The organism is Flectobacillus rivi (genome assembly GCF_030056655.1).
In the GTDB taxonomy this organism is placed as follows: Bacteria; Bacteroidota; Bacteroidia; order Cytophagales; family Spirosomataceae; genus Flectobacillus; species Flectobacillus rivi.
Genome location: NZ_JASHIE010000009.1, coordinates 220,082 through 247,081 on the forward strand (window position 1 = coordinate 220,082; position 27,000 = coordinate 247,081).

Here is a 27,000-nt window from a genome sequence, read left to right on the forward strand (position 1 = left end):
TTTTTCGAAATCTGTGCTTGTTTTTTGTTATCGTTAGTTGGTTGTAAACAAGGTTTGAGCGATTAATAGGAGATAAAACGCTCGTTGCAACGCTTGTTAAATTTTACACCAGTTAACACTTTTTAACAACTACTAAGCTCCTAACTACGACAACAATGTCTAAATTGCGTATCCTTTACGTTGCCAGCGAAGTTGACCCATTCCTTTCTACTACTCAGGTAGCTGATTTTGTAAGAAAATTGCCAGCGGCCATGCAAGAAAAGGGAATGGAGATAAGAATCTTGGTACCAAGATTTGGGTTGATCAATGAACGTAAAAACCGTCTTCATGAGGTAGTAAGATTATCGGGCTTCACCGTTCCAGTGGGTGACGATGATAAACCTGTGACCATAAAAGTAGCTAGTTTGCCATCGGCAAAGTTGCAGGTGTATTTTATTGATAACGAAGACTACTTCCAACGTAAGACTGTTTTCACAGACAAAGAAGACAACTTTTATTCGGACAATGACGAGCGAGCAATATTCTTTTGCAAAGGCTCGTTAGAAACCGTAAAGAAATTAAGATGGGCTCCAGATATCGTGCATTGCAATGATTGGATGACGTCACTTGTACCGTTGTATCTAAAAACAACTTACAAGAACGATCCAATGTTCAAAGATGCTAAAGTCGTATTCTCAGTTTATAATAGTGCTTTCTCTCACAAATTTGAAGCTACAAGTTTGTACGAAAAAGTAAAATTGATGGACATTGAGGATACTATGCTCGACAGCCTCAAAACGGCTGACTATGCTGGCTTTATCAAAATTGGAGCAGAGTATGCAGATACTGTGATTACCTCAGAAGAAGAAGTTACGGAGAAATTTAACACAATTGTTGATGAATTACCAGACAAAAAAATCGAGTTTGTTCCTGAAGAAAATATCGAGAGCTACTACAACCTTTACACAGATTTGGCAAGTGCGTAACCTTTGGGTACTCCTTGTTGGTGCGTTCTTGATGGCCTGTGATGATCCTGAAGAAATTGGTACAGAGCTTTTCGGTCAAGATATTGGTTTAGCTTATACCGATACTTTGACGGTTGATGCATCAACAATTCAATTGGACTCGATGCAGACATCTGGTATTCCATCGGTGTTTGTTGGTAGTATGAGTCATCCTATATTTGGTGACTACAATGCTAAAACATTCTTCCAAGTAACCAATATTGATACTATCAAAATTGATACAGCAGGAACGAGCGCTTACAAGGCATCTTTGGTTGAATCAGTGGATTCGTTAGCATTATATTTAGTATTCCGTCGTGTGGCGGGTGATACCACCAAAACTCAAACGTTTAAAGTACACAGAGTAAAAAGCTCTGCAACTCCAACGGTAAGTAAGGTTTATAATACAGGTGATGCGTTGCCTGATTATGATGCAACTCCTCTTGCAACGGTAACTAGAAGCCCTTTGCACCCAATCAGAAATGCGACTTCTACTTCTGAAGATACTTCAAAGTACAGTTATGTAAAAGTGCCACTACCTATGTCATTGGCAAAGGAGATTTTTGCACAACGTAATTTATCTAGTGCCAATGCAGTGGTATATGACAAATTTAAAGATATTGTCAAAGGACTTGTATTGGTAAGTGAGAGTAGTCAAAATGCAGCACTTTCGTATTTTTCTGTAGGGCAAAGTATGATGGATCTTTCATACCATTACACTTATACTTACCGCAAAACTACTGGGGTAGATACTACAGTAAGTGTCAATAAAACCACTTCATTCTACTTTAGTAATGGAACAGCGTCAACTGGTGAGCAGAATGTAAGATGGACCAATGTGACAGTTAATAGAAAAGGAGCTTTGGCAAACCTCAAAAAACCTGCTGATGCACTCAAATCTTCTGACGCAGGTGGTTATGTATATATGGATAATATTTCGGGTTTAGCTGTAAAATTGAGATTCCCGACTTTGTTGAAGTTGAAAAATAACAAAAATGTAGCGATCAATAAAGCTGAATTAGTCCTTGAGCCAGATCAACCACTTTCAGGCTTTACACGAATTTCAAATTTAGTAGCTATCCAAGAAAATGGTGCTAACCGCCCATTACGTTATACCTCAACCAATGGTTTTGTTTATGCAAATAGTGAGACTCAAATCGCATCTTATGCAACCAAAGCCAATACTTATACCTTTAACGTAACCTCGGCTTTACAAAATATTTTATCAGGTAAAGCAACCACGAACGGTTGGATTCTTACACCGACTTGGATTGGCTTAGCCTCAAGTTCATCAACATCGGTATCAGTGTTATCTAGTTCAAGAATCGTTGCAGTAGAACCAGTTCAAGCGGTATTCAATGCTAAGAATATCAAACTGAAAGTCTACTATACACATATTTCAAAGTAATAATTGGCAAAATTTTTGCTACTCATTTAAAGCGGAGTACTCATGTAATGAGTGCTCCGCTTTCTTTTTTACAGTAATATATTGCCGTATTTTTTTGCCAAAAATCATGTTGGTTAAGGCAATTTGATTATTTTTACGCATCAAACACAAGAGTAAAGCAACTATAATCAATCAAATTTTTAAACTATAATCATTATACTATGTGTGGAATTGTAGCCTATGTTGGGCATCGTGAAGCCGCACCTTTGATTCTCAAAGGTTTAAAACGTTTGGAATACCGTGGATATGACAGTGCTGGTATAGCCTTGTTGAACGGTGCGTTGAATGTTTACAAGAAAAAAGGTAAGGTAAAGGATTTGGAGGAGACTATTGCCCATGAAACACTCCAAAGTACGATTGGGATTGGTCATACGCGTTGGGCTACACATGGTGAACCAAATGATCGTAATGCTCACCCGCATTATTCTGCAAGCAAGAATCTAGCAATTATTCATAATGGTATTATTGAAAACTATAGCTCTATCAAGAAAAACTTGATGAAAAAAGGGCATGAGTTTCATTCTGATACCGACTCTGAAGTATTTGTACATTTTGTGGAGGATATTCAGATCAACGCTGGATGTACCTTGGAAGAGGCAGTTCGTTTGGCGATGAAGGAAGTAGTAGGAGCATACGCCATCGTTGTAATGGATGCGACTAATCCGACTCAATTAATTGCTGCTCGTAAAGGTTCTCCGTTGGTGATTGGCGTAGGAGAAGGCGAATTTTTCTTTGCTTCTGATGCGACTCCGATTATTGAATATACTCATGAAATGATTTACCTAAACGATTATGAAATTGCAGTAGTACGTGATGGTGAATTAACAGTGAAAAATATCGATAATGCCCTACAATCTCCTTATATCCAAACGGTAGAGTTAGAACTTGAAGCTATCGAAAAAGGAGGATATGAGCATTTCATGCTGAAAGAAATTTTTGAACAACCACGTTCGGTGGCTGACTGTCTTCGTGGTCGAGTAAATGCAGATAATGGGCACTTGGTATTGGGCGGTTTACGTGAATATACCGACAAGCTAGCTAAGGCTAAACGCATTGTAATTGTGGCTTGTGGTACGTCGTGGCACGCTGGTTTAGTTGCTGAATATCTCTTTGAAGAATTAGCCCGTATCAATGTTGAAGTAGAATATGCCTCAGAGTTTAGATACCGTAATCCAATTATCAAAGAAGGTGATTTTGTAATTGCGATTTCACAGTCTGGCGAAACTGCTGATACCTTAGCCGCTATTGAATTGGCTAAGTCAAAAGGAGCTACTATTATTGGGGTATGTAATGTAGTAGGTTCGTCGATTCCTCGTGCTACTCATGCGGGCGCCTATACGCATGCTGGACCTGAAATTGGTGTTGCATCAACTAAAGCTTTTACAGCTCAAGTGATAGTTTTGACCCAAATGGCTATTGCTATTGCGCGCAAAAAAGGCTCTTTACATGAAGATACTTTTAGAAGATTATTGTTTGAGTTAGAACGTATTCCTCAAAAAATCGAGACTGTATTACAAAGTGACGGTAAAATCAAGGAGATTGCAGAGAAGTTTAAGGATGCTCGTAACTTTATTTATTTGGGTCGTGGCTATAACTTCCCAGTGGCTCTGGAAGGCGCTTTGAAATTGAAAGAGATTTCTTATATCCATGCAGAAGGTTATCCTGCGGCTGAAATGAAGCATGGACCAATTGCTTTGATTGACGCCGAAATGCCAGTGGTATTTATTGCGACTAAAGATAGTTCTTACGACAAAGTAGTATCGAATATCCAAGAAGTAAAAGCTCGTAAAGGTCAGGTGATTGCCATTGTAACGGAAGGAGATAAGTTAATCCCAACGATGGCAGATTATGTAGTTGAAATCCCTGCGATGCATGAGGCTTTGATTCCATTGGTATCGGTAATTCCTTTGCAATTGCTTTCGTATCATATTGCCGTAATGCGTGGTTGTAATGTTGACCAGCCTCGTAACCTTGCCAAGTCGGTAACGGTAGAGTAGGTGTTTATGCTGAATGATGAGTTGTGAATTTTGAATAATCAATTTATTCTTAATATAGATTTTATTGCTCAGCTATGAGAAAAGCCCTTCGTATTTTTACGAAGGGCTTTTTTATGCTTTTATCAAGCCAGTAAAGGCTACAAAGTTGATGATTTATGGGTATTTTGTTCTGTTTTTACTAAACTTTTATCAACAATATGAAAAAATATCTTTTACTATTAGCTTGTTGCCTTTTTTCAATTTTTGGGAGTTATTCACAATCAAAAACGGATATAGAGGTTTTAAAGAATACGATTTGGAAAACTGAAAATCTGGGTAATGGTCTTGTTTGGGAATATTATCATTTTAATCAAAAAGAACTATTTCAATCCAATCAAAGTGTTCATATTTTAAGGACAAAGCTTAAGAATAAATCTGTAAAGTTTGCCTTTGGTTCTGCCGATATTCATCATAAAGATTCTGATACTACTAGAAAATTACTCAAAACAAGCTTGATAGCTGCTACAAACAATGCCTTGGTGGCTGTGAATGGGGGATTTTTTAACACTAAAAAAGGAGGAGCGGTCGACCTAATCAAAATAGATGGAAAGGCGTTGGACACGGCAACCTACAATTCTCGTAAAGCATTGCCTGACCATAGTCGTTCGGCAATTGTAATTCATCACAATAAGATTTCTATTGTAAAAGGAGATACCTTACCATTTTGGGAGAAAAAACTTGCTGAAGAAAATATCATGGTAACAGGACCTTTATTGTTATTTAATGGCAAAGAAGAACCTTTGAAAAATAATGCTTTTACCAATAATCGACATCCTCGTACTTGTGCTTGTATTACCAAAACCAAGGAAATTTTATTGATTACAGTTGACGGGCGCAATGCTGAGGCGCAGGGAATGAGTTTGCAAGAGTTAACTTTTTTAACCCAAAATCTTGGATGTAAAAATGCCATTAATCTCGATGGGGGAGGCTCGACAACGATGTATATCAAGAATAAACCTGATAATGGAGTCGTAAATTTTCCTTCTGATAATAAACTATTCGACCATTTTGGTGAGCGAAGTGTCAGTAATATTCTGATGATTTTACCTAAATGAAAAAGGGTGAAAAAATACATCTCACCCTTTATTGTGTACACATCTGTCTTAATTAAAAAGTTAGTGGGCAAAATGAAATTAATTCTACCCGAAATATGCCGTAAGCTAAAAGAATAAAAGTGCGTTTAATAAAATCATAAATGCATTTTTTGCCTAATGCCTATAGCTTAAAGCATTTTATACTTATCTATTGACCAATACACTAGCTGTGGGTGCATATTTGGTCGGATTTTTTGCATCTGTTGTTACCATTCCTCTTACATATACCGTGTAGCATTTTCCTGGCACCACCAACGTTTGATTGACTGTTGCGGTAGTTACCAACGCTACGCCTCCCGAAACCTTTGTAATAAATGGTACAGTAATCGTACCAGATAAGAAATTATCGATAGGAACTGTGTAAAAAGTATTGTCGGCATTTTTGTAAGCAATATTTGTCGCAATAGTCTGCCCATTTACCGTAAAATCAATCGTTGTAGAGTTAGACACTAAGTTCAATACTCTCACATAGATATTCTTACCATTGGCAGCAGGGAATTTGTCTTCTAAGGCTACCGCCGAATAATTGGGTGCAACCCCTGTCGCAAACACTGAATAATACTTCCCATCTTCAAGATTTACATTAGCTGTAAGTCCTACAGCATTATTCAAAGAAGGAATAACCACTCCAACTTTGGTTGCGCCTGCTGGATAAGTAGCATATTCCGCCGTGAGAGGAAAGGCGTTACCGTATGTAAGCAAATTTGGTGCCGCAGGAGGCGTTGTGTTCACTCCTGAAAACTTTTTATCATTCAAATAAATATCCACCCCCGCAACATCAGGTGCAGCATGAATAAATTTAAGGCGACTACCCGTTGCTGGAAGAATATTTTGAAATGAATCTGTTTGTTCACCACAGGCTGCTAGTCCGAAGATGCTAGTAGCGAGGGTTAGTATTGATAAAAATCTTTTGTAAGTCATTTTTGTAAAATTTAGGAGAAAATACTCTCTATTTTTAAAAAAATATTTAGCAATGTAGGAGAGTGTTTAGCACTGGTACGATAGGATAAATCACTATCTTTTGCACAGAACCAATGATATTACTCACAATGCTACATTTTATTCAGTCTTTGTAAACCACTGTTCATACGTGTGATAATCAGGGTTATTTCCACCTAATTTATCCAAAGAAGCTCTGTTCCATACATATTCTGAGTTGTAACGTGGGCGTACGCGCTGAGCAGGTTTGCCGTTGTTTTCAGTTGCCAAAGTTCTTGGTAATGTAAACCCTGTATAAACATTAGCATCGTATTTATATCTACGAAGGTCAACCCAAGTTTCTACGTTTCCGTGGGCATACAAGGCGATGAATTTTTGGCACATGATATCACTCAAGGTTAAATCCGAACCTGTTTGCTTAACGGCTTTACTTGCTAAGAAAGTAGCTTTATCCGTTGCAGATACACCCACAAAATCCATGTGAGCCGAGATAGCATTTTTATAGGTAGCCAAGGCTGTAGCTTTGTCACCTTTCTTAAATGCTGCTTCAGCTTTGATAAACTGAATTTCTGCATAAGTAATGATAGGGAAAGCCGCATCGTCTTTGTAGATATACTTTCCTTTGGTTACATCGACTGGTGATTTACCTACCAATGCCGAAGGAGCGACTCCCCAAAGAATAGGAACACGCTTAGGGTTGTCGACTGGTGTAGCATTAGGGTCAACACTACCAGGCGTTACGCCTCTATACACTCCATCAACACAAGCGGTAAACATCAATGGTAAGCGTGGGTCAACCACACCATTGAAAACACGACCATCCAATAAACTGATACTAAAGTCTGTTTGACGGTACGATTGCATGTTATCACGAAGTGGTCCAAAGAAGTTGGCATCAGCTGTACTTGAACCACGGTGAGGAACCATAAAGTTGTCGGCATTGGACGACATAGCTTTGTCACAATATTCTATAACCTTATCTGGATTGTATGAGCCTTTGTTACTGATGTGGTTGGCGTTACGAGCTAAGTTAGCATATACAAACTTTTTCCATTTGTCTACATTGCCACTATAAACTTTATCGCCTCTTACTAATGAACCAACGCCATCGCCAGTTTTATTGAGATTATCTAGTGCTTCTTGACTCAAGCGACGAACTTCTTCATAAATCAAATCCTGAGAATCATAATCGAAAACATAACGGTTAGGTTCAAAGGCTTGCTTCAATACCATTTCGCAATGCCAGTCGGTAGTACTTTGCCACGACCATGCACGAATTGCTTTGGCGGCTCCAACGTAGTCCCATTTTTGCTTGGCTACACCATCTGCAACAATCAAATCAATATTTTGACCAATAGACCAGTAATGAGAACGCCATTTTTCACCGCCAGCATCCGAACCAGATGCATAGCTATGTAAATCCCATGTATTAGCTGCGGCTGAAGAAGCCCAAACCTGTGAGTATTGACCTGCATAACGACCATCAAATTGTTCGCCACGAACCATTTGAGATACAATAGGAGGGAGGAGTGCATAACCTTCTGCAACTTGTGGGTTGCTTGGGTCTTCGTTGATATTGAGATAATCTTGGCAACTACTCATCATAAGTGCTGTAGCTGCAAGAAATATATAGGATGATACTTTTTTCATGTCTTTCTTTTGTTTTAACTGAATTTTAAATAAAAACAGATTTCAATTAGAACGTTACGTTGATACCAGTACTGAATGTGCGAGGCAAAGAAACTGTACCAAAGTCGATACCAGCAGCACCAACACCCAACGAAGTGGCAGTAGTACCGTTTACACTTGGGTCAGCACCTGTGTAGTTGGTAATCAAGAATAATTCAGTGCCACGAACAAAAATAGAGGCGTTTTTAACCCATTTCACATTAGCCAAAACTTTTGATGGAAGTGAATAAGATAAGCTTACATCACGCATACGAAGCCAGTTGATACTGTGTTCAACAAAATCTGATTCAGCCAATGAACTGTAGAAGGCTTGGTTGGTACTGGTACTTGGTGTAATTTGAACCGTGTTTGGCGTTGGGTTATCCGTATTTTCGTAGCCATCTCTTAATACACCTTTGTAGATAATTGGCGTGTTGCGGTCAAGTGTTTTGGTACTCAAACCACGCTCGTACAACCACATCGCATTACCGTTAAACACATCTCCACCTTTACGAATATCCAATAAGAATGAAAGGTTGATAGACTTATAAGTAAATGAGTTTCTTAAACCAATAGAAAAATCTGGATTACGGTCACCAATTGGTAAGAAGTTGGTATTCTTGATAGGTAAACCCGTAGCTGGGTTAATCAAAATATCACCTCTCTTATTACGCAAATAGCTATATCCGCCAATTGCTGTTGCCGAACCAGCCCATTGCTGATAATAGCTTAGATTATCTACTGTAGGGAAGTATTTCGACAAATCTCCAACAAAAGCACTCGCACGAGCATTGTTGTATAACCAAGTATCCGAATTGTAATATTCCGCTACGTCAGCTGGAAGATTTTTTACATCTGTCGTAAACTTCGAGAAGTTGACATTGACATCCCAAGAGAAGTTAGACGTTTTTACAGGAGAACCTGATAGTTGTACTTCAACACCCTTGTTTGAGAATGTACCACCGTTCAATAAAGCGAAGATAAAACCTGTCGCATAACTCAAACGTTGTGTTACGATTTGGTCAGAACGTTCGTTCGAATAGAAGGCTGCATCTACATTCAAACGACCTTTGAAGAAACGTAGTTCAGCACCTACTTCCATACCAACACCTCTTTCTGGTTTTAAGTTAGGGTTACCGCCGTAGAAACCATAAGCAAAACCACCATCAGTTGTAGTTTGTGGTGTAAGCGTCGACTTGATTTTGTATGGCGTAGCTGGGTCTTTACCTGTTTGGGCATAAGACGCACGAAGTTTACCAAACGAAAGGAATCCTAGATCTTTGAAAGCAGGCAATTCTGTAAAGACAAAACTAGCACTTACTGAAGGATAGAAATAGTCATATCTGGTAGCACCATACAAAGCTGATGACCAGTCATTTCTGCCAGTTGCTTTTAAGTAAAGAATGTCTTTGTAGTTCAAATCTAAGCTAGCAAAAACACTTTGTAAACGTTTCTGCTGAATCGTTACTTTTCCTCTTTGCGTTGTTACGTCGGTATTATTGATACTGTTAAATTCTGGCAAATAGAGTTTTTCACCATACGACGCATTTACTTCAGATTTATCATCTTGGAAAGATGTACCCACGAGAATAGACCCGTCGATGTCACCAATTTTCTTTTTAGCGGTAGCAATAAAGTTTCCATTAAAGATTCTACCTACATCAATCGCATTGTCGATATAACCTTTTGCTGCAATACCGTTGGCAGCAGCTACTGCACTCGAACCACTTCCCGATTCTGGATGAATCAATAAATTAAGGAAAGTAGTATAGGTATCCACACCGAAGCGACCAGTTACATTTAACCAAGGCTTGATGTCAGCCGAAAGAGCGATATTTTCGATCATACGAAGGGTTCGCTCCTTGTTTTGGTTTTTATATAAACTAAAGTAAGGATTATCTAATTCAGAGTTATCAGCAGGAACCAAACGGCGTCTTGTACCGTCTATGTTCAGGTAATTACGCATATCGTCGTTGGCAGGCCAGCCCAAAGCACTTAAATACATACCGTTTGCACCTCTGTAGGCTTTGGTAATATCCGAATTGGTTAGGGCAAATGAGTTTGTTACTGTTACACCTTTAGCAATTTCGGCACTACCTGTCAATTTGGTTTGAAACTGTTTCATACCCGTAGTAGGTACAACACCCGACTGGTCAGTATAGGCAGCCGAGAAACGATAAGTGATTTTTTGTCCACCTTCAACACTCAAATTATGACGTTGTGTAGTTCCTGTTTGAAAGAAGTTTCCTACGTTATCATAGAGTTGTGTATTTGTACCTTCTGAATATTTTGGCCCACGAAATGCAGTAGCTGTTGGGTCAATTACCCCGTACGAACCTCTACCATATACTTTCTGAGTTTCTACAAAACGATATATATTCGAAAAGTCAAAAGAGTTGCTGTAATTTACTCTTGTTGCTCCTTTTGAACCTTTTTTAGTGGTAATCATAATTACCCCCGACGACCCTTCAGAGCCATAAAGCGCTGCTGCTTCAAGACCCTTCAGAACAGTAATGCTTTCAATATCATTGGGGTTAATATCTGCAATACGGTTCATGTAGTCATTGGCACGGTTTGGACCATCAGATACCAAGCCACCTTGAGAGAAAGTATTGTTACTTACGGGTAAACCATCAATTACATACAAAGGTGAGTTGCTACCACCAATAGACGTAGCACCACGAAGCTGCACTTGTGCCGATGCACCTGGTAAACCTGTTGTTGGCGTCATCGTAAGACCAGCCACACGACCTTGCATCGCCATCAAAAAGTTACTGCGACCAGTGTTCGAAATTTCCTCACCTTTTACATCTTGTACCGAGTAACCTAAGGCTCTTTTTTCTTGCTTAATTCCTAAGGCTGTTACAACTACCTCGTCAAGTGCAGAGGTCATAGATTTTAAGGATACATCGATTTTTGATTGTTTTCCTACTTTAATTTCTTGTTTTTCAAAACCTAAAAAACTAAAAACCAAAATAGTGTTGTCCGTTACCGAAATCTTAAACGTACCGTCTTCGCTGGTGGTTGCTCCTTTAGAAGTACCTTTGATACTAATACTTACACCTGCTAAACTTGCGTTGTCTTCGGCATTTGTAACTTTTCCTGTTACCTGTCTGTCTTGGCCATAACTCAATTGCACTGTTCCTACCACAATGCACATGAGAAGCCATGTGAGTTTGTTGAGTAATATTTGTTTCATAAATAAAATTGGTTGTTGTTGATTTGAAAAGACATTGTGTATGGTTTATGTGAAAAAACGGAATGACAGTACTTTTCTAGTGCGCTGAGAAAGCTACTAGAAACTACCAACTAGAGAAATGAAACAAGAATAGAAAAGACAAACCGAAGGTGGTGTATAATCAGTTAAATAGAGGTAAGTAAAATGTTATTCAATTGTATGTTGTCTATCTGAAAGTGCTTAAAGTCAGTTGATTAAGTGCTTAAGATAAGACTAAAATAAAACTAACAATTCTTTTACTTAAAAATGAATACATCCATAGGTTTGAGTACACTGAATGTTGGTACTGATAGTGTTTAGAATGATTTGTTTATAAAAAAATAAAAATTATAATATTCACTCAAACTTAACATTCGTAATTCAATGCGATAGATCTCAGGTCTTTTTCATTCAAAACAGTGAAAAGGGCAAGCAAAGGCTTACCCCTTTCTGTTTTGTTATTTAGTTGTGTTGATTAAAGGTAAAATGGTTTAATTGTCAGGATTATTCGGTGTTGAAGGGTTATTCAAACGTTCGGTATTTGGATAAGGGTAATAATTGCGAGAGCGCTCTGCACTAGCACCTTTATCAAATCCTGGACGTGCAAATCTTCTTGAATCTTCTAGATCCAAACCAGACATATATAATTCGATACGACGATTTCTGTAAATTTCGGTCAATACCGCATCTTGTGTATTGGCACCCGAATATGCTGTTAAGCCAGCCCCAAGCCCCCAAACGTCGGTAGTTTTGGTCAATACTTTGTTCAATTCAACTACAGCATTGGTCAAGTCATTTTTTCTTGCATAAGCTTCCGCCTTAATCAAGCTTATTTCACCTGGTAAATACACTGGTATCGAGACAGTATTGGCTGTAAAAAATCCTTTTCCACGATATACACCTTGTACTGGACTGCGTGAACTGAAGTAAAAATCAATGCGTTTGTCGGCTGTGTTAGGTGCCAAACTTGCAGGCAAACCCATATTCAAATCCAATGGCTGATACACGTTGATATTACTCAATGCAGTTTCGAAAATAGGGTTACGACTTTGGTCATCAAACTTATATTCTGACTTTTTGGTAAGGTCTACTTTATTGGCAAGTTCGATTGCTTTGTCATTGTTGCCCAACATTAAATAATATCTTGAAGCCAAGGCATAAGCCGTATTTACATAGTCAATTCCACCAACAATTCGGTTTGTGAAAGTCGTAGGAGCAGTAGTAGTTGCCACTGCATTAGCAGCCGACTCTAAAAGCGTTACAGCTTCTTGTAAAACCTCCTGACGGGTATTAAATGCTGCGTTTTCAGAAACTTTTACTGGTGCTTTTTCAAAAAACTGTGCTAATGTACCTAAAGAAATAGCCTTGAAAATTGAAGCGTGTGCCGAGATATACGCTTTCAAAGCTGGGTCATTTACTTTTGATACATTGTTCAAAATCAAATCAGCGTTAGCTTTTACTAGATTGGATTGCTCCCAAAGATTTTTGACAACGCCGTTGGTTTCAGTAACATTGGCACCGCCTTTTTGTAAGAAATCTTCATCGGCATTACCAGCGTTGAGTACCGTAAGGGACTTTGTCGTCAAACCTGCGGCAGTAACCGAAGCGTAAACTGGACTAGTACGAGACACCGTAAAACGATATTGTAGGCCATTACACAAGGCAATTAAGCCATTTGGGTCGTTTACTACTTGTGTTTCACTGGCCGAACTTGGGTTGAGATATTCGCTCTGACAACCCGTAAGTCCTAAGGTCAGTGCTAATCCCAAAATTGATAGTTTATTGAAATATTTTTTCATACCTATAAAGGTTGTTAATGCTCTAACTAAAATTTTCTTTTGTACAATTGAAAGTGAATTCTGCTAGTCCTGTTATTAGAAGTTTGCAGAAATAGTCAACTGATAAGTACGAGGAATTGGAATATTACCAAAGTCTACACCTCTCAATAAGCTACTGTTACCACCTGCGTTTGTTTCTGGGTCAAAACCGTTGTAGTTATCCCACGAAACTAAGTTACGACCCACTAATGATACATTTAAGTCGTATTTACCAGCTAAGGCTTTTACAAAAGAATATCCTAATGATACTTCACGAAGTTTGACAAATGAACCATTATCTACACGATATTCTTCAATTGGAACAAGGGCGAAAACAGTACCACGAGGAGCCGTGCCACGTAGTTCGGCTTCGGCTAAGTCACCAATACCTACGTTGTTACGAGTACGCTTGTCAGCGTTGAATACTTGTACGCCTTGAATAGCATCCAATAGGAAACGAAGAGATAATTTTTTATACTGAAAATTAGAGCTAAATGAGCCTGTCCAGTCTGGATTTGGATTACCGATAACAGAAGTAATAAATGCACCTGTTGGTTGTCCTGAGGCATCTCTTGAGGCATCTCTTTGTGGGGTATAACTCAAAATACCTGTTTGTGTACCACGTTCACGTTGTGGAAAACCTTGTAGGGTAAGTAATAACGAGCCGTCGGCATTGCGTGCATAAGGGTTGCCATAGAATACTGATGCTGGTTGACCTTCAATCAAGAAGATAGGAGCGCCCGCTGCGTTGGTAATAGCGACGTTGCCACCAGGAAGTTTGGTGATTTTGTTGCGGTTGCTACTAAATACCACGTTAGCATCCCATGAGAAATCTTTCGTTTTGATAACATTGGCACCCAATGAAACTTCAAAACCCTTGTTCTGCATTTCACCCACGTTGTTTACAATACTCGTTCCACCCGACGAAGCGGCTAGTACACGGTTTACCACCAAGTCGGTGATATTTTGTGAGTAATAAGTCAAACCAAGGGATACTTTGTTTTTTACTAAAGAAAAATCTCCCCCAAATTCTAACTCACGCATACGTTCAGGTTTTACCGATGGGTTAGCTAACTGACGACCTGGCAAAATGGTGCTTTTACCCAAATAGGCAGCAGGAGAAAATTGCCAAAAGCGGTCATAAGTACCCAAAGCTGTCAAACCACCCGCATCACCAAATGAGGCACGTAATTTGGCACCATTTAACCAACCGTCTTTTCCTTCAACCAATACATACGAACCACTGATTTTTGGATATAATTGGTTTGTTTGGTCTGGTGAGAAAATAGTCGAACCATCACGACGAATGGCTCCTGTCAAGAACGCACGATTTTTGTAACCAAAAGTAGCTTGAAAAAACTGTCCAGTTACTGCATATCTGTCGAGTCCGTAGGTTGCAGTTACCGTGGTCGAAGCGGCTCCACTAACAGTTTCGATAAATGGAGCCAAGTTCTGACCAGTAGTTGTACTTATATCTGTTTGCGTAAATTGGTGGTTAAAACCAGCCGTTAACGTCATTTTTACATCATCCGAAAGATTTTTGTCATAACCAATATTTACGTCAGTATTGAACAAAAACGTATTACTACTAGCTGTTGCAGCAAAACCCATTGGGTAGCGCTCTAATGGCAAGCCTGCTTCAGTAGCGTAAGGATATGGTTTGATTGTATTTTTTCCTAATTGAGAAAAAGCGTCAATACCCATTACCCAGTCAATCGTAAGCCCTTTGGCTGGCGTCAAGTTCAATTGTAAGTCCGCAATAGTACGGTTGGTAGCCTGTGAAAAATCCATATCCTCAATGGTAGACAATGGGTTTACACGAGTAGGTTCTACTGCCAAAAGGTTTCCTGCTGCATCACGTTTGGTAATATCATAAATATTGTTGGTGATGTTTACAGAGTTGATAGGGCTATAAAATACGTTTCCATTTGGCTTTTCATTTGAGAAGGTGTTGATATAATTCAAACCTGCTGAAACTTTAGCCCAGTTATTCAAATGCTGGTCAACTCGTACTTTGAGTCCGTAACGCTGAAAATCAGCACCTTTAATAATGCCTTGATTTTTCATATACGAAACCGACGCCAAATACTGTGTTTTTTCATTACCACCCGTAATAGATAGATAATTGTCGGTGCCTACGCCAGTTCTGAAAATTTGGTCTTGATAGTCATAACGAGTAACATCTACCAAATTTGTTGCTAAAGGAGTACTTGTTCCATCTCTCAAGATATTGGTTGTAGTAACACCTGGGTTAGCCGCAATTTGAGCTGCCGAAACTCCTCCGATAGTATGTAAACGTAAACCAGCAAAACCAAACTGTTTCCCGTAGGTGCTCACAAATACTTTTTTGCGTAATTGATTTACACTCATGCTTGTTGAGAAGGTAACCTTTGGTGTTCCTGACTTACCTCGTTTGGTCGTAATAATTACCACCCCGTTGCTTGCACGTGAACCGTACACCGCTGCTGCTGCTGCACCATTCAATACGTTGATAGTTTCAATATCCTGAGGGTTAATATCCGCCATACGGTTGGTACCAAGGTTAGCAACACCCGCTTGAGCGTCTACAGCGATTTGAGATACGTTCGACGAAGCGTTACTTACAACAACCCCATCGATTACATAAAGCGGATCGGAACTACCTCTCAAAGACTTAGTACCTCTCAAACGAATACTAATACCACCTGAAGGATCTCCTGAGTTTTGTGTAATTTGCGCCCCCGGAATTTTTCCTTGCAACGCCGAGAACAAATTTGTTGTCCCTGTCTTTTGGAGTGCGTCTGCTTTTACCGAGTTGATAGTATTACCAAGCTCACGTTTGTTAGACGATAACGTAGAACCTGTAAATACAACTTCGTCCAAGGCAAAAGCATCATCATCGCTTAGGGTAAGGTCTAGGTTGAGGGTATTTGAACTCCCTAACGTGATATTTTTTGTCGCATTTTTATATCCTATAGAACGGAATATCAATTCATAGCTGCCTTCTTTGAGGTTTGCACGCAAGGTGTATTCACCTTTAGCATCGGCAACCGTACCCAAAGTTGTACCTTTGATGATTACCGAAGTACCTGCAAGTGCTTCATTTGTCGATTGAGAAGTGATTTTTCCTTTGATGGTATAGGTTTGAGCAAGAGCTGAAATTGACATCAGCATCAGTGCTACCAAAACCATAAAAGGTCTCTGTAAAGTTTTTTTCATAAGTCAATACATGGTTAAAATTGGATGAATGATTTTTGCGCTTTTATGCTAAAATTTTCATGAATATAATATTAAAACAGGCAAATACCTGCATTTTTAAGCAAGGAAATATTGACAAAAATATTGATTTTATTCAGATTTGTTTAAATTTATATAAATATATTACAAAAACTAAGTATAATTCCCTAATTATTAATCATTAATACTTAAATAAAACGGCAAAAACCTGCAAGGTTAATGCTTACTAATCGCAATAGTATGTTAAAAAAAGAAAGACAGGCCTTTATCATCAAGGAAATTAACCTGCACAACAAAGTCTTATCTTCAGATTTGAGTATGGCTTTGGATGTGTCTGAAGATACTATTCGGCGTGATCTCAATGAGTTAGCTTTAGAAGGACGTGTTGTGAAGGTACATGGTGGAGCTTTGTCAAAATCATATCAGATGGCCGCCGTACAGACTGATACTTATGCGTATGAGAAGAAAGAGGTAATTGCCATGAAAACTTTAAAGCTATTTAAAGATGGTATGGTAATTCTTACAAGTGGAGGCACTACCATGCGTGAAATTGCCAAGCGTTTACCAGAATCTTTACAGGTAACTTTTTTTACAATCAGTCCACTTATTGCCCTCGAACTAGCCGAGCATCCTAAAGCCGATGTGATTTTGTTGGGTGGTCAGCTTTCCAATGCGTCAAAAGTAACTATTGGGGCAGAGGTGGTTCAGAAAATCAGCGAAATCAAAGCGGATATTTGTATTTTGGGTATCAATGGCATGGACTTGGATGGTATTACCGATTCGGATTATGAAATTGTGCAGGTCAAAAAGGCCATGATAAAAGCATCGAAACAGATGATTATCCCCACTATTTCGGAAAAACTTAACACTGCGCTTCGTTATAAAGTAACACCGACAGCCGACATAGATTGTTTGATTACAGAGCTTTCGCCTTTGCATGATACGATTCAACCTTATTTGTCTCAGGTGAAACTTGTTTTATAAGGATGAGGTTTTCGGGGAAAATGGGTAACTTTGACGAAGAAAATATCTGAATTTGAGGGTAGGTTGAAAAATATCACTTTCAACTATTCATTGTTTCAAATTCGATTTCACGTTAATCAAAAATCAAAAATGTCGTCAGTTGTAATTGCTCCTATCGCAGAAAGTTTACCTCAATTTTTATCTGATTCAAAGTACTCAAAGGTACACGTGATTGTAGATGAAAATACAAAACGCCATTGCTATTCGCTCGTAAAACCTTTTTTACCCAAGCATACACTCACTCAAATCAAGTCGGGGGAACAAGAAAAAACCTTAGCTACTTGCGAAAAAATTTGGCAAGATATGACTGATGCCGAATTGGATAGACACAGCTTAGTTGTGAATATTGGCGGTGGTGTGATTGGTGATATGGGTGGTTTTTGTGCGTCGACCTACAAAAGAGGGATTGATTTTATCCAAATTCCGACAACCTTGTTGTCTCAGGTAGATGCTAGCGTAGGAGGGAAGTTGGGTATCGATTTTCATGGATTCAAAAACCATATTGGCGTATTTCGTATTCCCAACACCGTTTTGATAGATCCAATTTTCACTAAAACCTTACCATTTAATGAATTGCGTTCTGGTTTTGCTGAAATCGTGAAGCATTGTTTGATTGCAGACAAAGCCAAATGGGATATTATCAAACGTAAAGACTTCGAAGCACAAGATTTTGCTGATTTGATTAGTCACTCTGTCGAAATCAAAAAAGCAGTTGTGGCACAGGATCCTACAGAAAAGGGTTTACGTAAAATACTTAATTTTGGACACACACTTGGACACGCTATTGAAACATTCTATTTGGGTAAACCAAAATTACATTTACTCCATGGAGAAGCTATTGCAGCAGGGATGATTTGTGAGGCGTTTGTAGGTTTCAGAAAAGGATTGATTACCCAAAAAGAATTAGCTGAAATAGAAGAATTTATTTTCTCTGTTTACGGTATTGCAACCATCCAAGCAGAGGATGTAGAAGAAATCATCGCACTTACGGCGCAAGACAAGAAAAATAAAGGAAAAGAAGTAAGATTCTCTTTATTGGAAGGTATCGGAAAATGCGGTTTTGATATTGCCATCAATGCCAAAGAAATGAAAGACGCTTTGGCGTATTATAGAGGTGATGTGAATTAGTATATGAGTGAACAGTGATAGAGTAACAAAGGCACAAAGTGTGAATTGAGGCACAAAGTAGCAAAGGCACAGAGGCACAAAGTGTGAATTGAGGTATAAAGTAGCAAAGGCACAGAGGTACAAAGTGTGAATTGAGGCACAAAGTAGCAAAGGCACAGAGGCACAAAGTGTGAATTGAGGCACAAAGTAGCAAAGGCATAGAGGCACAAAGTGTGAATTGAGGCACAAAGTAGCAAAGGCACAGAGGCACAAAGTGTGAATTGAGGTATAAAGTAGCAAAGGCACAAAGGCACAAAGTGAAAGATAAAACACTTTGTGCCTTTGTGCCTTTGTGCCTTTGCCACTCCCTAAAAATTCGGTTTCAACAAATATTTCGAGTAGAAATCGTCAATTACGCGAACAGCGTCGGTTGGGTTATCTACTAGCGAAATCAAATCCAAGTCATCTGGATTGATATTACCAGCATTTACCATCGTCGTTTTAATCCAATCAAGCAAGCCACCCCAGTATTCTTTACCCACTAATACCACAGGGAAACGACCAAGTTTATGTGTTTGAATCAACGTTAGGGACTCAAACATTTCGTCGAGTGTACCAAAGCCTCCTGGCATAATAATAAAGCCCTGTGAGTATTTGACAAACATTACTTTGCGTACAAAGAAAAAGTCAAAATTGATACTCTTGTCATTGTCAATATATGGATTCGGATGTTGTTCGAAAGGCAATTCGATATTCAAACCAACAGATTTTCCTCCTTGTAGTTTAGCACCTTTGTTGCCTGCTTCCATAATACCAGGACCACCACCCGTGATTACACCATATCCATGGCGAACCAATTTAGCGGCAATTTCCTCAGCCATGATATAATAAGGATTGTCAGGTTTTGTACGAGCAGAGCCAAAAATCGAAACACAAGGGCCGATTTTTGCCATTTTGTCGATACCTTCTACAAATTCTGACATAATCTTGAATACTCTCCACGATTCTTCAGAACGAATTTCTGCCCAAGTGTGGTCAACAAAAGCTCTCTTAATTTTGTCTTCTTCTTTCAACAACTTTTCGCTTTCTCTTTCAGTCATAGCTTTTTCCGGTTTTTATCGTTACAAAATAATGGTTTCTTACACAATGGTCAGTACCTTTGTACTAAGCACCGAAAAAGCTTAACGTAAAAAAAATATTTTTTGTTACACATTCACTGAATTTTTTTCAAAAATGTCAAAGAAAATTGCCATCGGAGGTGACCACGCAGGTTTTGAATACAAAGCAGAAATTGTAAATTATTTACAATCAAAAGGTTACGAGGTAAAAGATTTTGGTCCATACAGCACTGCATCTTGCGATTATCCTGACTTTGCTCATCCAGTAGCATCGGCAGTTGAAACAAAAGAGTTTGATTTGGGTATCTTATTGTGCGGAAGTGCCAATGGTGTGGCTATTACAGCCAACAAGCATCAGGGAATCCGTGCGGGTTTGGCTTGGAATACAGAAGTAGCTAATTTAGTACGTTTGCACAACGATGCGAATATCGTTTGTGTACCTGCTAGATTTGTGAGCTTAGAAGAAGCTTTTGCAATTGTAGATACTTTCTTGAATACAGAATTTGAAGGTGGTCGCCACCAATTGCGTGTGAATAAAATTCCATGCTAATCGATGATTCTTCTATAATTTGGAGATTGGAGTGTACGAAGGATTCTAAAACTATCTATTTCGGATATCGGATGTGGGATTTCGGAAGTGTAATCTTTTATTTTTTGTAAAAAATAGAGGTAATTTACTTTATTTCCGAAATCAGAAATCCCAAATCCGAAATTATTGGAAATCCTTCGTACAACCCTAATTTGGAGATGAGAATAGGCTTATCTCCAAATTATCAAATCACCCTTCCGTCCTCCATCTCAATGATACGCTGTGTTCTTTCTGCAAAATTAGGGTCATGCGTCACAATCAATAAAGATTGTTTGTACTCTTCAGATAATTGACGGAATATATCAAAAACCACCTCCGTATTTTTCTTATCCAAATTTCCTGTAGGTTCGTCACCCATAATAATTAGTGGGTCATTGATAAGTGCTCGTGCAATCGCCACACGCTGTTTTTCGCCACCTGACAGTTGATTGGCTTTTTTTAGCGCCTTGCTATCCATGCCCAATTTTCGCAAATGCTCAATGGCTCGATGTTCTAATTCTTGATGAGAAATCTTTCCTAGTTTTAACCCTGGCAACATGACGTTTTGGAGCACACTAAATTCGTTGAGGAGGTAATGAAATTGAAAAACAAATCCAATCTTTTCATTGCGAACACGAGCCAATTCAGCCTCGGTTTTACCTGTAAGCCTTTCCCCATCAATCCACAATTCACCCTCATAGTCAGTATCCATTGTTGAAAGGATATAAAGTAAGGTCGATTTTCCACAACCAGACTTTCCGACAATAGAGGTAAATTGACCTTTAGGTATTTCGATGCTTACATCTTTCAAAATAGGCACCGTAACAGGGTCGTGAAAGCTTTTATTGATATGTTTGGCTTCAAGCAACATTCCGATTTTAGATTTTATGGTTGAATTGGCCCTTGCCGAATGCCGATACCTGACATCCGACCGCCCCAAAAGCTATTTTCCTCTAATAATATCTACTGGGTCAATTTTACTAGCTTTTCTTGCTGGAAACAAACCTGCCAAATAGGTTGTAATCAAGGAAAAAGTGATACCAATCAAGTAATATTTCAAGTCATAATTCACAGGATAGGTACTTATAGTAGGTAAAGCTGCCGTTTTGAAGGGTACATTATCGATTAATAGTGACAATAGAAATCCGAAAAACAGTCCCGTGCAACCACCCAATATACCAATACTGATAGCGATGGTAATAAATATCTTCTTGACATCGCTTCCTGCAAAACCCGTAGCTTTCAGAATGGCAATGGTATCCATTTTTTCATAAATCAACATATTCAAGATATTGTAAATCCCGAAACCAGCCACTATGAGTAATGTAATGCCGACTGCATACGAAATCAAACTGCGCAAACTACTACCTGTTTCAAACTGTGCATTAGCGGTTTGAATATCCTCGGCATCAGTGCCAAAAATTTGTGCATATTCTTTGCTTACCGTAGGAGCCATATTCAAATCATACAATTTAATTTGAATATCGGTCACATAGGCATTGCTTTGTCCGATGAGTTTTTGAGCTGTTTTTAAAGAAGTATAACTCTGAACTTTATCTATCTCGCCCAGTCCAGATTGGAAATATCCTACCACTTTTAAGGGAAATCTATCACCTTTGGCGGTGGTGATTTGTACCACATCGCCAATATTTGCTAACATTTTGTCTGCCAAACCTTTTCCCAAAATAATACTATTGGGAATATTTTTCAAATCCATATACGAACCTGAAGTAACGTAATCGCCAAACGAAAAAAGTCTTGCTTCTGCCTCTACATCTATTCCGTTGACTACGCCTGTTACATCTGTTTCGCCCACATTGAAAAATACTTGGGCAATCATTTTGGGTGAAATTCCCAAAACGCGTTTGTCTTTTTTTAAAGTATTAATGATGGCAGCACTGTTGGCAATCTGAGCATTTTTCCCGTTGGGCTTGATAGACCTGATAAAATTGTGATATTTCTTATAACGACTATCTAGCAAAATAGGCTGATTTTCATTGGCTTTTATTTCGTTAAAAAGTCGTACATGTGGGGTTCTATTCAATACTAAGCTATCCAAGAGGTCGTTGAGCCCGTTCATAAAACCCAACAATGCGATGAACATGGTAATACTAAACATCACCCCAATGGCCGCCACCAAGGTTTGTTTCCAACGAGCCAAAGATAGCGATTGAGCAATATTCCAAATTAGTGGGTAGTTCATAGCGTAGGTTTTTGGATAGCGTCTTGGGCAGTAATCCCTGATAAAATTTCAACACGTTGGAAGTCCTTCAGTCCAACTTTTACAGGTCTTTTTTGACCATCTTTGTCCAAGATAAACTGTTCATCAACCAAATAATTTCTTGGAATCGTCAATACCTTTGGTCTTTCAGCAGTAATGATATTTGCCTCTACATTGAGGTTGGGATACAAGACTTGAGGTTGCACTATAAAGCCAGCTTTTACTGTAAAAGTCCTAGTTTTTTCATTCATTAAAGGGTCAATGCTATTAACTCTGGCTTCAAATACCTGTTTGTCGTAACTATCTAAAGTAAGTAATATTTTTTGTCCAATTTTGACACGAGTAATATCATCTTCGTCGATTTGTAATTCAAGTATAAAAGCTTTTGCATCGCCGATAATAGCCACAGGGTTTTGGATAGCAACCATTTCACCTATTTCTTTCGAAAAACTATAAATACGTCCAGACACCTCGGCTCGAACGGCAAAGTCAGAAGCTATACTCTTGGCCAAAGCGACATTTTTGGCAGATTGTTCGGCAGAGAATTTAATTTGACGACGCAATTCGCTCACTCGTATTTCGGCTGATTGGAAGGCTGTTTGGGAGTTATGATAGGCTAGTTCACGCTGTTCTTGATCTACTTTTGTTCCGATTTGTTGTTGCCAAAGAGCATTTTGTCGACGCCAAAGCAGGGAGTCTGAACGTAGTTTTTGATAAGCTAAATCTTTAGCGATAACCGCATCACGCAAACGTTCCTGATTAGATTTGACAGAAGCATTTTCAAAACTCAACTCCGCATTCTCGATATTGAGTTTTGCACTAGGGTTAGCGATTTCGAATAAAATTTGCCCTTTTTCGACAAAATCACCTTCTTTTACTTTTAAAGAAGCAATAACTCCTGCGTTTTTAGGAAAAACCTGATATTGATTGACACTTTTTACGATCCCCGAAGCATAAACTGACTCGGAAATTGCCTGAATTTGAGGGTAAATCGTTTCCACCTTTTTCTTACAGCCTGTTATCAGACCTATCAGTAAGACTCCTGCCAACCAATGTTTCATGTGTGTTAACTTTAAAGTTGTTTATACGTCAGCCTCTCAAAGCATCATTTTGTTTGATGATGTAGGAATGTTTAAAATTAGAAAGATTTTGCAAACTCAATCATGAGGATAATTGGTTTTTGTCTTGATAATGGTCAAAATCTTGGGTAAATACTATATGAAGTTTTACTTTTTGTTAAAATCCTGAAAGATATATAAACCTTTATTGCCTATTTATAAAGATAAAATAACTAAAATTGGTGATTATTTTTATTTAAATATCTGATTTTTTACTAAAAATCAGTGAAGTGTAAAAATATATCTTTGTGGCAATCTACCTTTGTCCCATCCATTTTACACATCAATCGGAAAAGTAGTATCAAAGTGTTGCTTTGATTTAAAAAGGAATCGTGTGTGAATCACGAACAGACGTGCTACTGTATTTAACCGCTCTTCGGGGCAAGTCGTGTACAATATATCCATTGTTCCAGCTGGAATGAGAAGGAGTACAACGATGTTATAAGTCAGGAGACTTGCTGCTTTTCTCAATGACAAGACTCTCACGAATAGGGTGTTGGACGCGCATTGATTTTTCAAACTCATTTACGAATGAGTGATTGAGCACATTAGTGATTTTAAGACTATGTTTAAATTTTATAAGTCATTGAAAAATAAAAGTATCTATTTGTTTTTCTGAAATCCTGTTGTTTGAGCCGCAGGCGAGTTTAGGATTTCTTGACTTTCTTTTGTTACTTTTCTTGTGTCAAGACAAGAAAAGTAAGGAGTGTCAAAATGAAAATTTGTTTTTTCAACAAATGCCAGATAAAATTTTTAAACATACTCATAAAACTAATAAGCTCTATTGATATAAATTCAGGTCAGCTTTTGTTAAACATCAAAATGTGGTGTTTCATGATGTTTGCTTTTGAGAAAGCCGAAAGCTGATACCTGAAAGCTTTTGAAAAATCTGTTCCATTCGTTGAAGGTTTTGTGTGTTGTGCCTAAATGGTTGAGTATTTCATTTTTAAACATTCAACCAACATGCTTACTCACATCCTTGGCTATCCACGTATCGGTAGCAAAAGAGAACTCAAAAAAGCCTGCGAACAATACTGGTCAGGCAAAATCAGTAAAGAAGAATTACAGTCTCAGGCATATCAGTTGAGATTAGAACACTGGAAAATCCAGCAGGAAAATGGCATTGACCTTATTCCAAGCAACGATTTTTCTTTGTATGATCATGTACTAGACTTGTCATTGACACTAGGCGTAATTCCACAACGTTATCAGGCATTAGTGGATGGAAAATCTAGTAAAGAATTAGATATTTATTTTGCTATGGCTCGTGGTTATCAGAAGGAAGGTTTTGACGTCGTAGCCTGCGAGATGACCAAATGGTTTGATACCAATTACCACTATATCGTTCCTGAATTTACTAAAAATCAACAATTTTATAGATTCTCAAATAAGCCCATTCAAGAGTTTGAAGAGGCAAAACGATTGGATATAATCACCAAACCTGTCTTGATTGGCCCCGTTTCTTATTTGCTTTTAGGAAAAGAAAAGGAAAAAGGATTTAATCGTCTAGACTTGATTCAGCGTTTGTTGCCTGTTTATATCGAGTTATTACAGGAACTTGAAAGTCGTGGCGCACATACGATTCAAATTGATGAGCCTTATTTGGTGATGGATTTGTCGGCAAAAGAAAGAGCTGTTTTCCAAGAAGTTTATCAGCAAATTAGAAAAGCATTGCCTGCCCTTCAAATCGTTTTGGCGACTTATTTTGAATGTTCTGGCGATAATTTATCTACTACGTTAAGCCTCCCTGTCGATTGCCTTCATGTTGATTTAGTTCGTTGTCCGTCTCAATTAGGAGATATTCTCGATCAGGAAGCTTTTGTCAATGGAACTACCAAGCTTTCGTTGGGCTTAGTAGATGGTAGAAATATTTGGAAAAATGATTTTACCAACTCTTTAAGTTTTATTGAAAAAGCTCTTTCAAAACTTGGAGAAGAGCGTGTTTGGATTGCACCATCGTGTTCATTATTGCATACGCCTTACGATTTGGATTTGGAAAAAGACGAAAGTGTATTAACTCCAACCATCAAAAATTGGATGGCTTTCGCTAAACAAAAATTGAAGGAGGTGCGTACATTGGCTGATTTGACCAAACCACAATTGTTTAGCAGTTTAGCTTCTATTTTGACTGAAAATCAACAGGCTATCGAAAGTAGAAAGTCTTCAACCCTCATTCATCGTCCAACGGTTAAATCTCAAATTCAAGGTATTAAAAACGCTGATTTTGAGCGTGAAGCACCGTTTGCACTTCGCCAGTCGATTCAAAAAGAATTATTACGATTACCGCTGTTACCTACAACAACGATTGGTTCTTTTCCTCAAACAACAGAAGTACGTCAGTTAAGAGCTAATTATAAAAAAGGTCTTATTTCTGATGAAGTTTATACACAAGAAGTAGAAACTGAAATCAAAAAGGCCATTCATTGGCAAGAAGAATTGGGCTTGGACGTATTAGTTCATGGCGAGTTCGAGCGTAATGATATGGTTGAATACTTTGGTGAGCTATTGTCTGGTTATGTATTTTCTCAAAATGGCTGGGTACAAAGTTATGGCAGCCGTTGTGTGAAACCTCCCATTATTTTTGGAGATATTGAGCGCAAAGGAGATATGACAGTTCGCTGGACGAAATATGCACAATCACAAACTTCTAAAATTGTGAAAGGAATGCTCACAGGACCAATCACCATGTTACAATGGTCATTTGTGAGAGACGACCAACCAAGACGATTAACAGCATTTCAGTTGGCATTGGCTATCCGTGAGGAAGTTGTCGCTTTAGAAAAAGCAGGCATCAAAATTATCCAGATTGACGAACCAGCCATACGTGAAGGTTTACCATTGAGAAAAGAAAATGCGCCAATTTACTTGGATTGGGCAGTAAAAGCCTTTCGTTTGAGTGCTTCAGGCGTATCTAATCGTACACAAATACATACACATGCTTGCTATTCAGAATTTAATGATATTATCGATTCGATTGCTGATTTGGATGCTGATGTAATTACGATTGAAACTTCTCGTTCGCAAATGGAATTATTGGATGCGTTTGCTGAGTTTAAATATCCAAACGAAATTGGACCTGGTGTATATGATATTCACTCCCCAAGAGTACCGACAGTTGAAGAAATTACAACTCTTTTGGAAAAAGCATTGACCTATATTCCTCTTGAAAACCTTTGGGTAAATCCTGATTGTGGACTAAAGACTCGTCACTGGGAAGAAACGGAAAAAGCCTTGAAAAACATGGTAGGCGCTGCCGAAGCATTAAGAGCCGAAGTTGGTGCAACAGTAAAATAGTCCTTTCTCTAATTGAATGATTGGTGATTGAGTGGTTGAGTGATTATATTTTATATTTCACTAGTTTAGACGCAATGCTTTGCGTCTAAAAGCAGCGTAATAATCTTAGCCAATCCAAATTTTAGCATTAGGGT

The 27,000-nt window shown here is 38.4% G+C and carries 17 protein-coding genes and 1 riboswitch; of the genes, 8 read left to right on the forward strand and 9 right to left on the reverse strand.

All coding sequences use genetic code 11. The features are described from left to right. Window positions 1–155 precede the first annotated feature (155 nt). The 4 genes from QM481_RS13740 to QM481_RS13755 all read left to right on the forward strand — a co-directional run bounded on the left by QM481_RS13740 (window position 156) and on the right by QM481_RS13755 (window position 5,521). Window positions 156–965 carry a glycogen/starch synthase gene (locus QM481_RS13740; protein ID WP_095166477.1) on the forward strand — a complete coding sequence of 270 codons (810 nt, stop codon included), beginning with the start codon at window positions 156–158 and terminating at the stop codon, window positions 963–965. Further along, window positions 877–2,391 carry a DUF4270 family protein gene (locus QM481_RS13745; protein ID WP_283382159.1) on the forward strand — a complete coding sequence of 505 codons (1,515 nt, stop codon included), beginning with the start codon at window positions 877–879 and terminating at the stop codon, window positions 2,389–2,391. Before QM481_RS13740 ends, QM481_RS13745 begins: the two co-directional genes overlap by 89 nt. 200 nt (window positions 2,392–2,591) lie before the next feature. After that, window positions 2,592–4,427: a glutamine--fructose-6-phosphate transaminase (isomerizing) gene (gene glmS / locus QM481_RS13750; protein ID WP_166552550.1), complete on the forward strand. Its 1,836-nt coding sequence runs from the start codon at window positions 2,592–2,594 to the stop codon at window positions 4,425–4,427. A gap of 197 nt (window positions 4,428–4,624) precedes the next feature. Further along, entirely contained in the window at window positions 4,625–5,521 is an 897-nt protein-coding gene (locus QM481_RS13755) for a phosphodiester glycosidase family protein (protein ID WP_283382160.1), read from the forward strand. 183 nt (window positions 5,522–5,704) lie between these two features. On the opposite strand, the gene QM481_RS13760 is transcribed toward QM481_RS13755, so the two are convergent. The 5 genes from QM481_RS13760 to QM481_RS13780 all read right to left on the reverse strand — a co-directional run bounded on the left by QM481_RS13760 (window position 5,705) and on the right by QM481_RS13780 (window position 16,399). Continuing rightward, window positions 5,705–6,481 carry a DUF4397 domain-containing protein gene (locus QM481_RS13760; RefSeq protein ID WP_283382161.1) on the reverse strand — a complete coding sequence of 259 codons (777 nt, stop codon included), beginning with the start codon at window positions 6,479–6,481 and terminating at the stop codon, window positions 5,705–5,707. A gap of 138 nt (window positions 6,482–6,619) precedes the next feature. After that, entirely contained in the window at window positions 6,620–8,149 is a 1,530-nt protein-coding gene (locus tag QM481_RS13765) for a SusD/RagB family nutrient-binding outer membrane lipoprotein (RefSeq protein WP_283382162.1), read from the reverse strand. A gap of 46 nt (window positions 8,150–8,195) precedes the next feature. Beyond that, window positions 8,196–11,366 (reverse strand): SusC/RagA family TonB-linked outer membrane protein, encoded by a 3,171-nt coding sequence (locus tag QM481_RS13770; protein WP_283382163.1) that lies wholly within the window; start codon window positions 11,364–11,366, stop codon window positions 8,196–8,198. Window positions 11,367–11,875: 509 nt separating this feature from the next. Beyond that, a complete protein-coding gene (locus QM481_RS13775) occupies window positions 11,876–13,183 on the reverse strand; it encodes a RagB/SusD family nutrient uptake outer membrane protein (RefSeq protein WP_283382164.1) in 1,308 nt (435 codons plus the stop codon). A 75-nt stretch (window positions 13,184–13,258) separates the two neighbouring features. After that, window positions 13,259–16,399: a SusC/RagA family TonB-linked outer membrane protein gene (locus QM481_RS13780; protein ID WP_283382165.1), complete on the reverse strand. Its 3,141-nt coding sequence runs from the start codon at window positions 16,397–16,399 to the stop codon at window positions 13,259–13,261. A gap of 258 nt (window positions 16,400–16,657) precedes the next feature. Between QM481_RS13780 and QM481_RS13785 the strand changes: the two genes are divergently transcribed. Together QM481_RS13785 and aroB are read left to right on the forward strand one after the other, a co-directional pair. Next, on the forward strand, window positions 16,658–17,401 hold the full coding sequence (locus QM481_RS13785) for a DeoR/GlpR family DNA-binding transcription regulator (RefSeq protein WP_166552544.1): 744 nt from the start codon (window positions 16,658–16,660) through the stop codon (window positions 17,399–17,401). A gap of 129 nt (window positions 17,402–17,530) precedes the next feature. Continuing rightward, a complete protein-coding gene (gene aroB / locus QM481_RS13790; RefSeq protein WP_283382166.1) occupies window positions 17,531–18,568 on the forward strand; it encodes a 3-dehydroquinate synthase in 1,038 nt (345 codons plus the stop codon). Between the two features lie 347 nt (window positions 18,569–18,915). Here the strand turns inward: aroB and QM481_RS13795 are convergent, their stop codons facing one another. Then, complete coding sequence (locus QM481_RS13795; protein WP_095166495.1) at window positions 18,916–19,647, reverse strand: LOG family protein; 732 nt, start codon at window positions 19,645–19,647, stop codon at window positions 18,916–18,918. Between the two features lie 133 nt (window positions 19,648–19,780). Here QM481_RS13795 and rpiB point away from each other — a divergent pair, with 133 nt between their 5' ends. Then, window positions 19,781–20,215 carry a ribose 5-phosphate isomerase B gene (gene rpiB, locus QM481_RS13800; protein WP_166552542.1) on the forward strand — a complete coding sequence of 145 codons (435 nt, stop codon included), beginning with the start codon at window positions 19,781–19,783 and terminating at the stop codon, window positions 20,213–20,215. 223 nt (window positions 20,216–20,438) lie between these two features. Here the strand turns inward: rpiB and QM481_RS13805 are convergent, their stop codons facing one another. The 3 genes from QM481_RS13805 to QM481_RS13815 all read right to left on the reverse strand — a co-directional run bounded on the left by QM481_RS13805 (window position 20,439) and on the right by QM481_RS13815 (window position 23,515). Next, the gene (locus tag QM481_RS13805) at window positions 20,439–21,104 is read right to left on the reverse strand and encodes an ABC transporter ATP-binding protein (RefSeq protein WP_283382167.1); all 666 of its coding nucleotides are present in this window, start codon (window positions 21,102–21,104) and stop codon (window positions 20,439–20,441) included. 72 nt (window positions 21,105–21,176) lie between these two features. Beyond that, window positions 21,177–22,436 carry an ABC transporter permease gene (locus QM481_RS13810; protein WP_283382168.1) on the reverse strand — a complete coding sequence of 420 codons (1,260 nt, stop codon included), beginning with the start codon at window positions 22,434–22,436 and terminating at the stop codon, window positions 21,177–21,179. After that, window positions 22,433–23,515, reverse strand: a complete 1,083-nt coding sequence (locus tag QM481_RS13815; RefSeq protein ID WP_283382169.1) for an efflux RND transporter periplasmic adaptor subunit — start codon at window positions 23,513–23,515, stop codon at window positions 22,433–22,435. Before QM481_RS13815 ends, QM481_RS13810 begins: the two co-directional genes overlap by 4 nt. Window positions 23,516–23,851: 336 nt before the next feature. Beyond that, window positions 23,852–24,049, forward strand: a riboswitch (cobalamin riboswitch). A gap of 486 nt (window positions 24,050–24,535) precedes the next feature. Between QM481_RS13815 and metE the strand changes: the two genes are divergently transcribed. Next, window positions 24,536–26,866 carry a 5-methyltetrahydropteroyltriglutamate--homocysteine S-methyltransferase gene (metE, locus tag QM481_RS13820; RefSeq protein WP_283382170.1) on the forward strand — a complete coding sequence of 777 codons (2,331 nt, stop codon included), beginning with the start codon at window positions 24,536–24,538 and terminating at the stop codon, window positions 26,864–26,866. Window positions 26,867–27,000 lie beyond the last annotated feature (134 nt).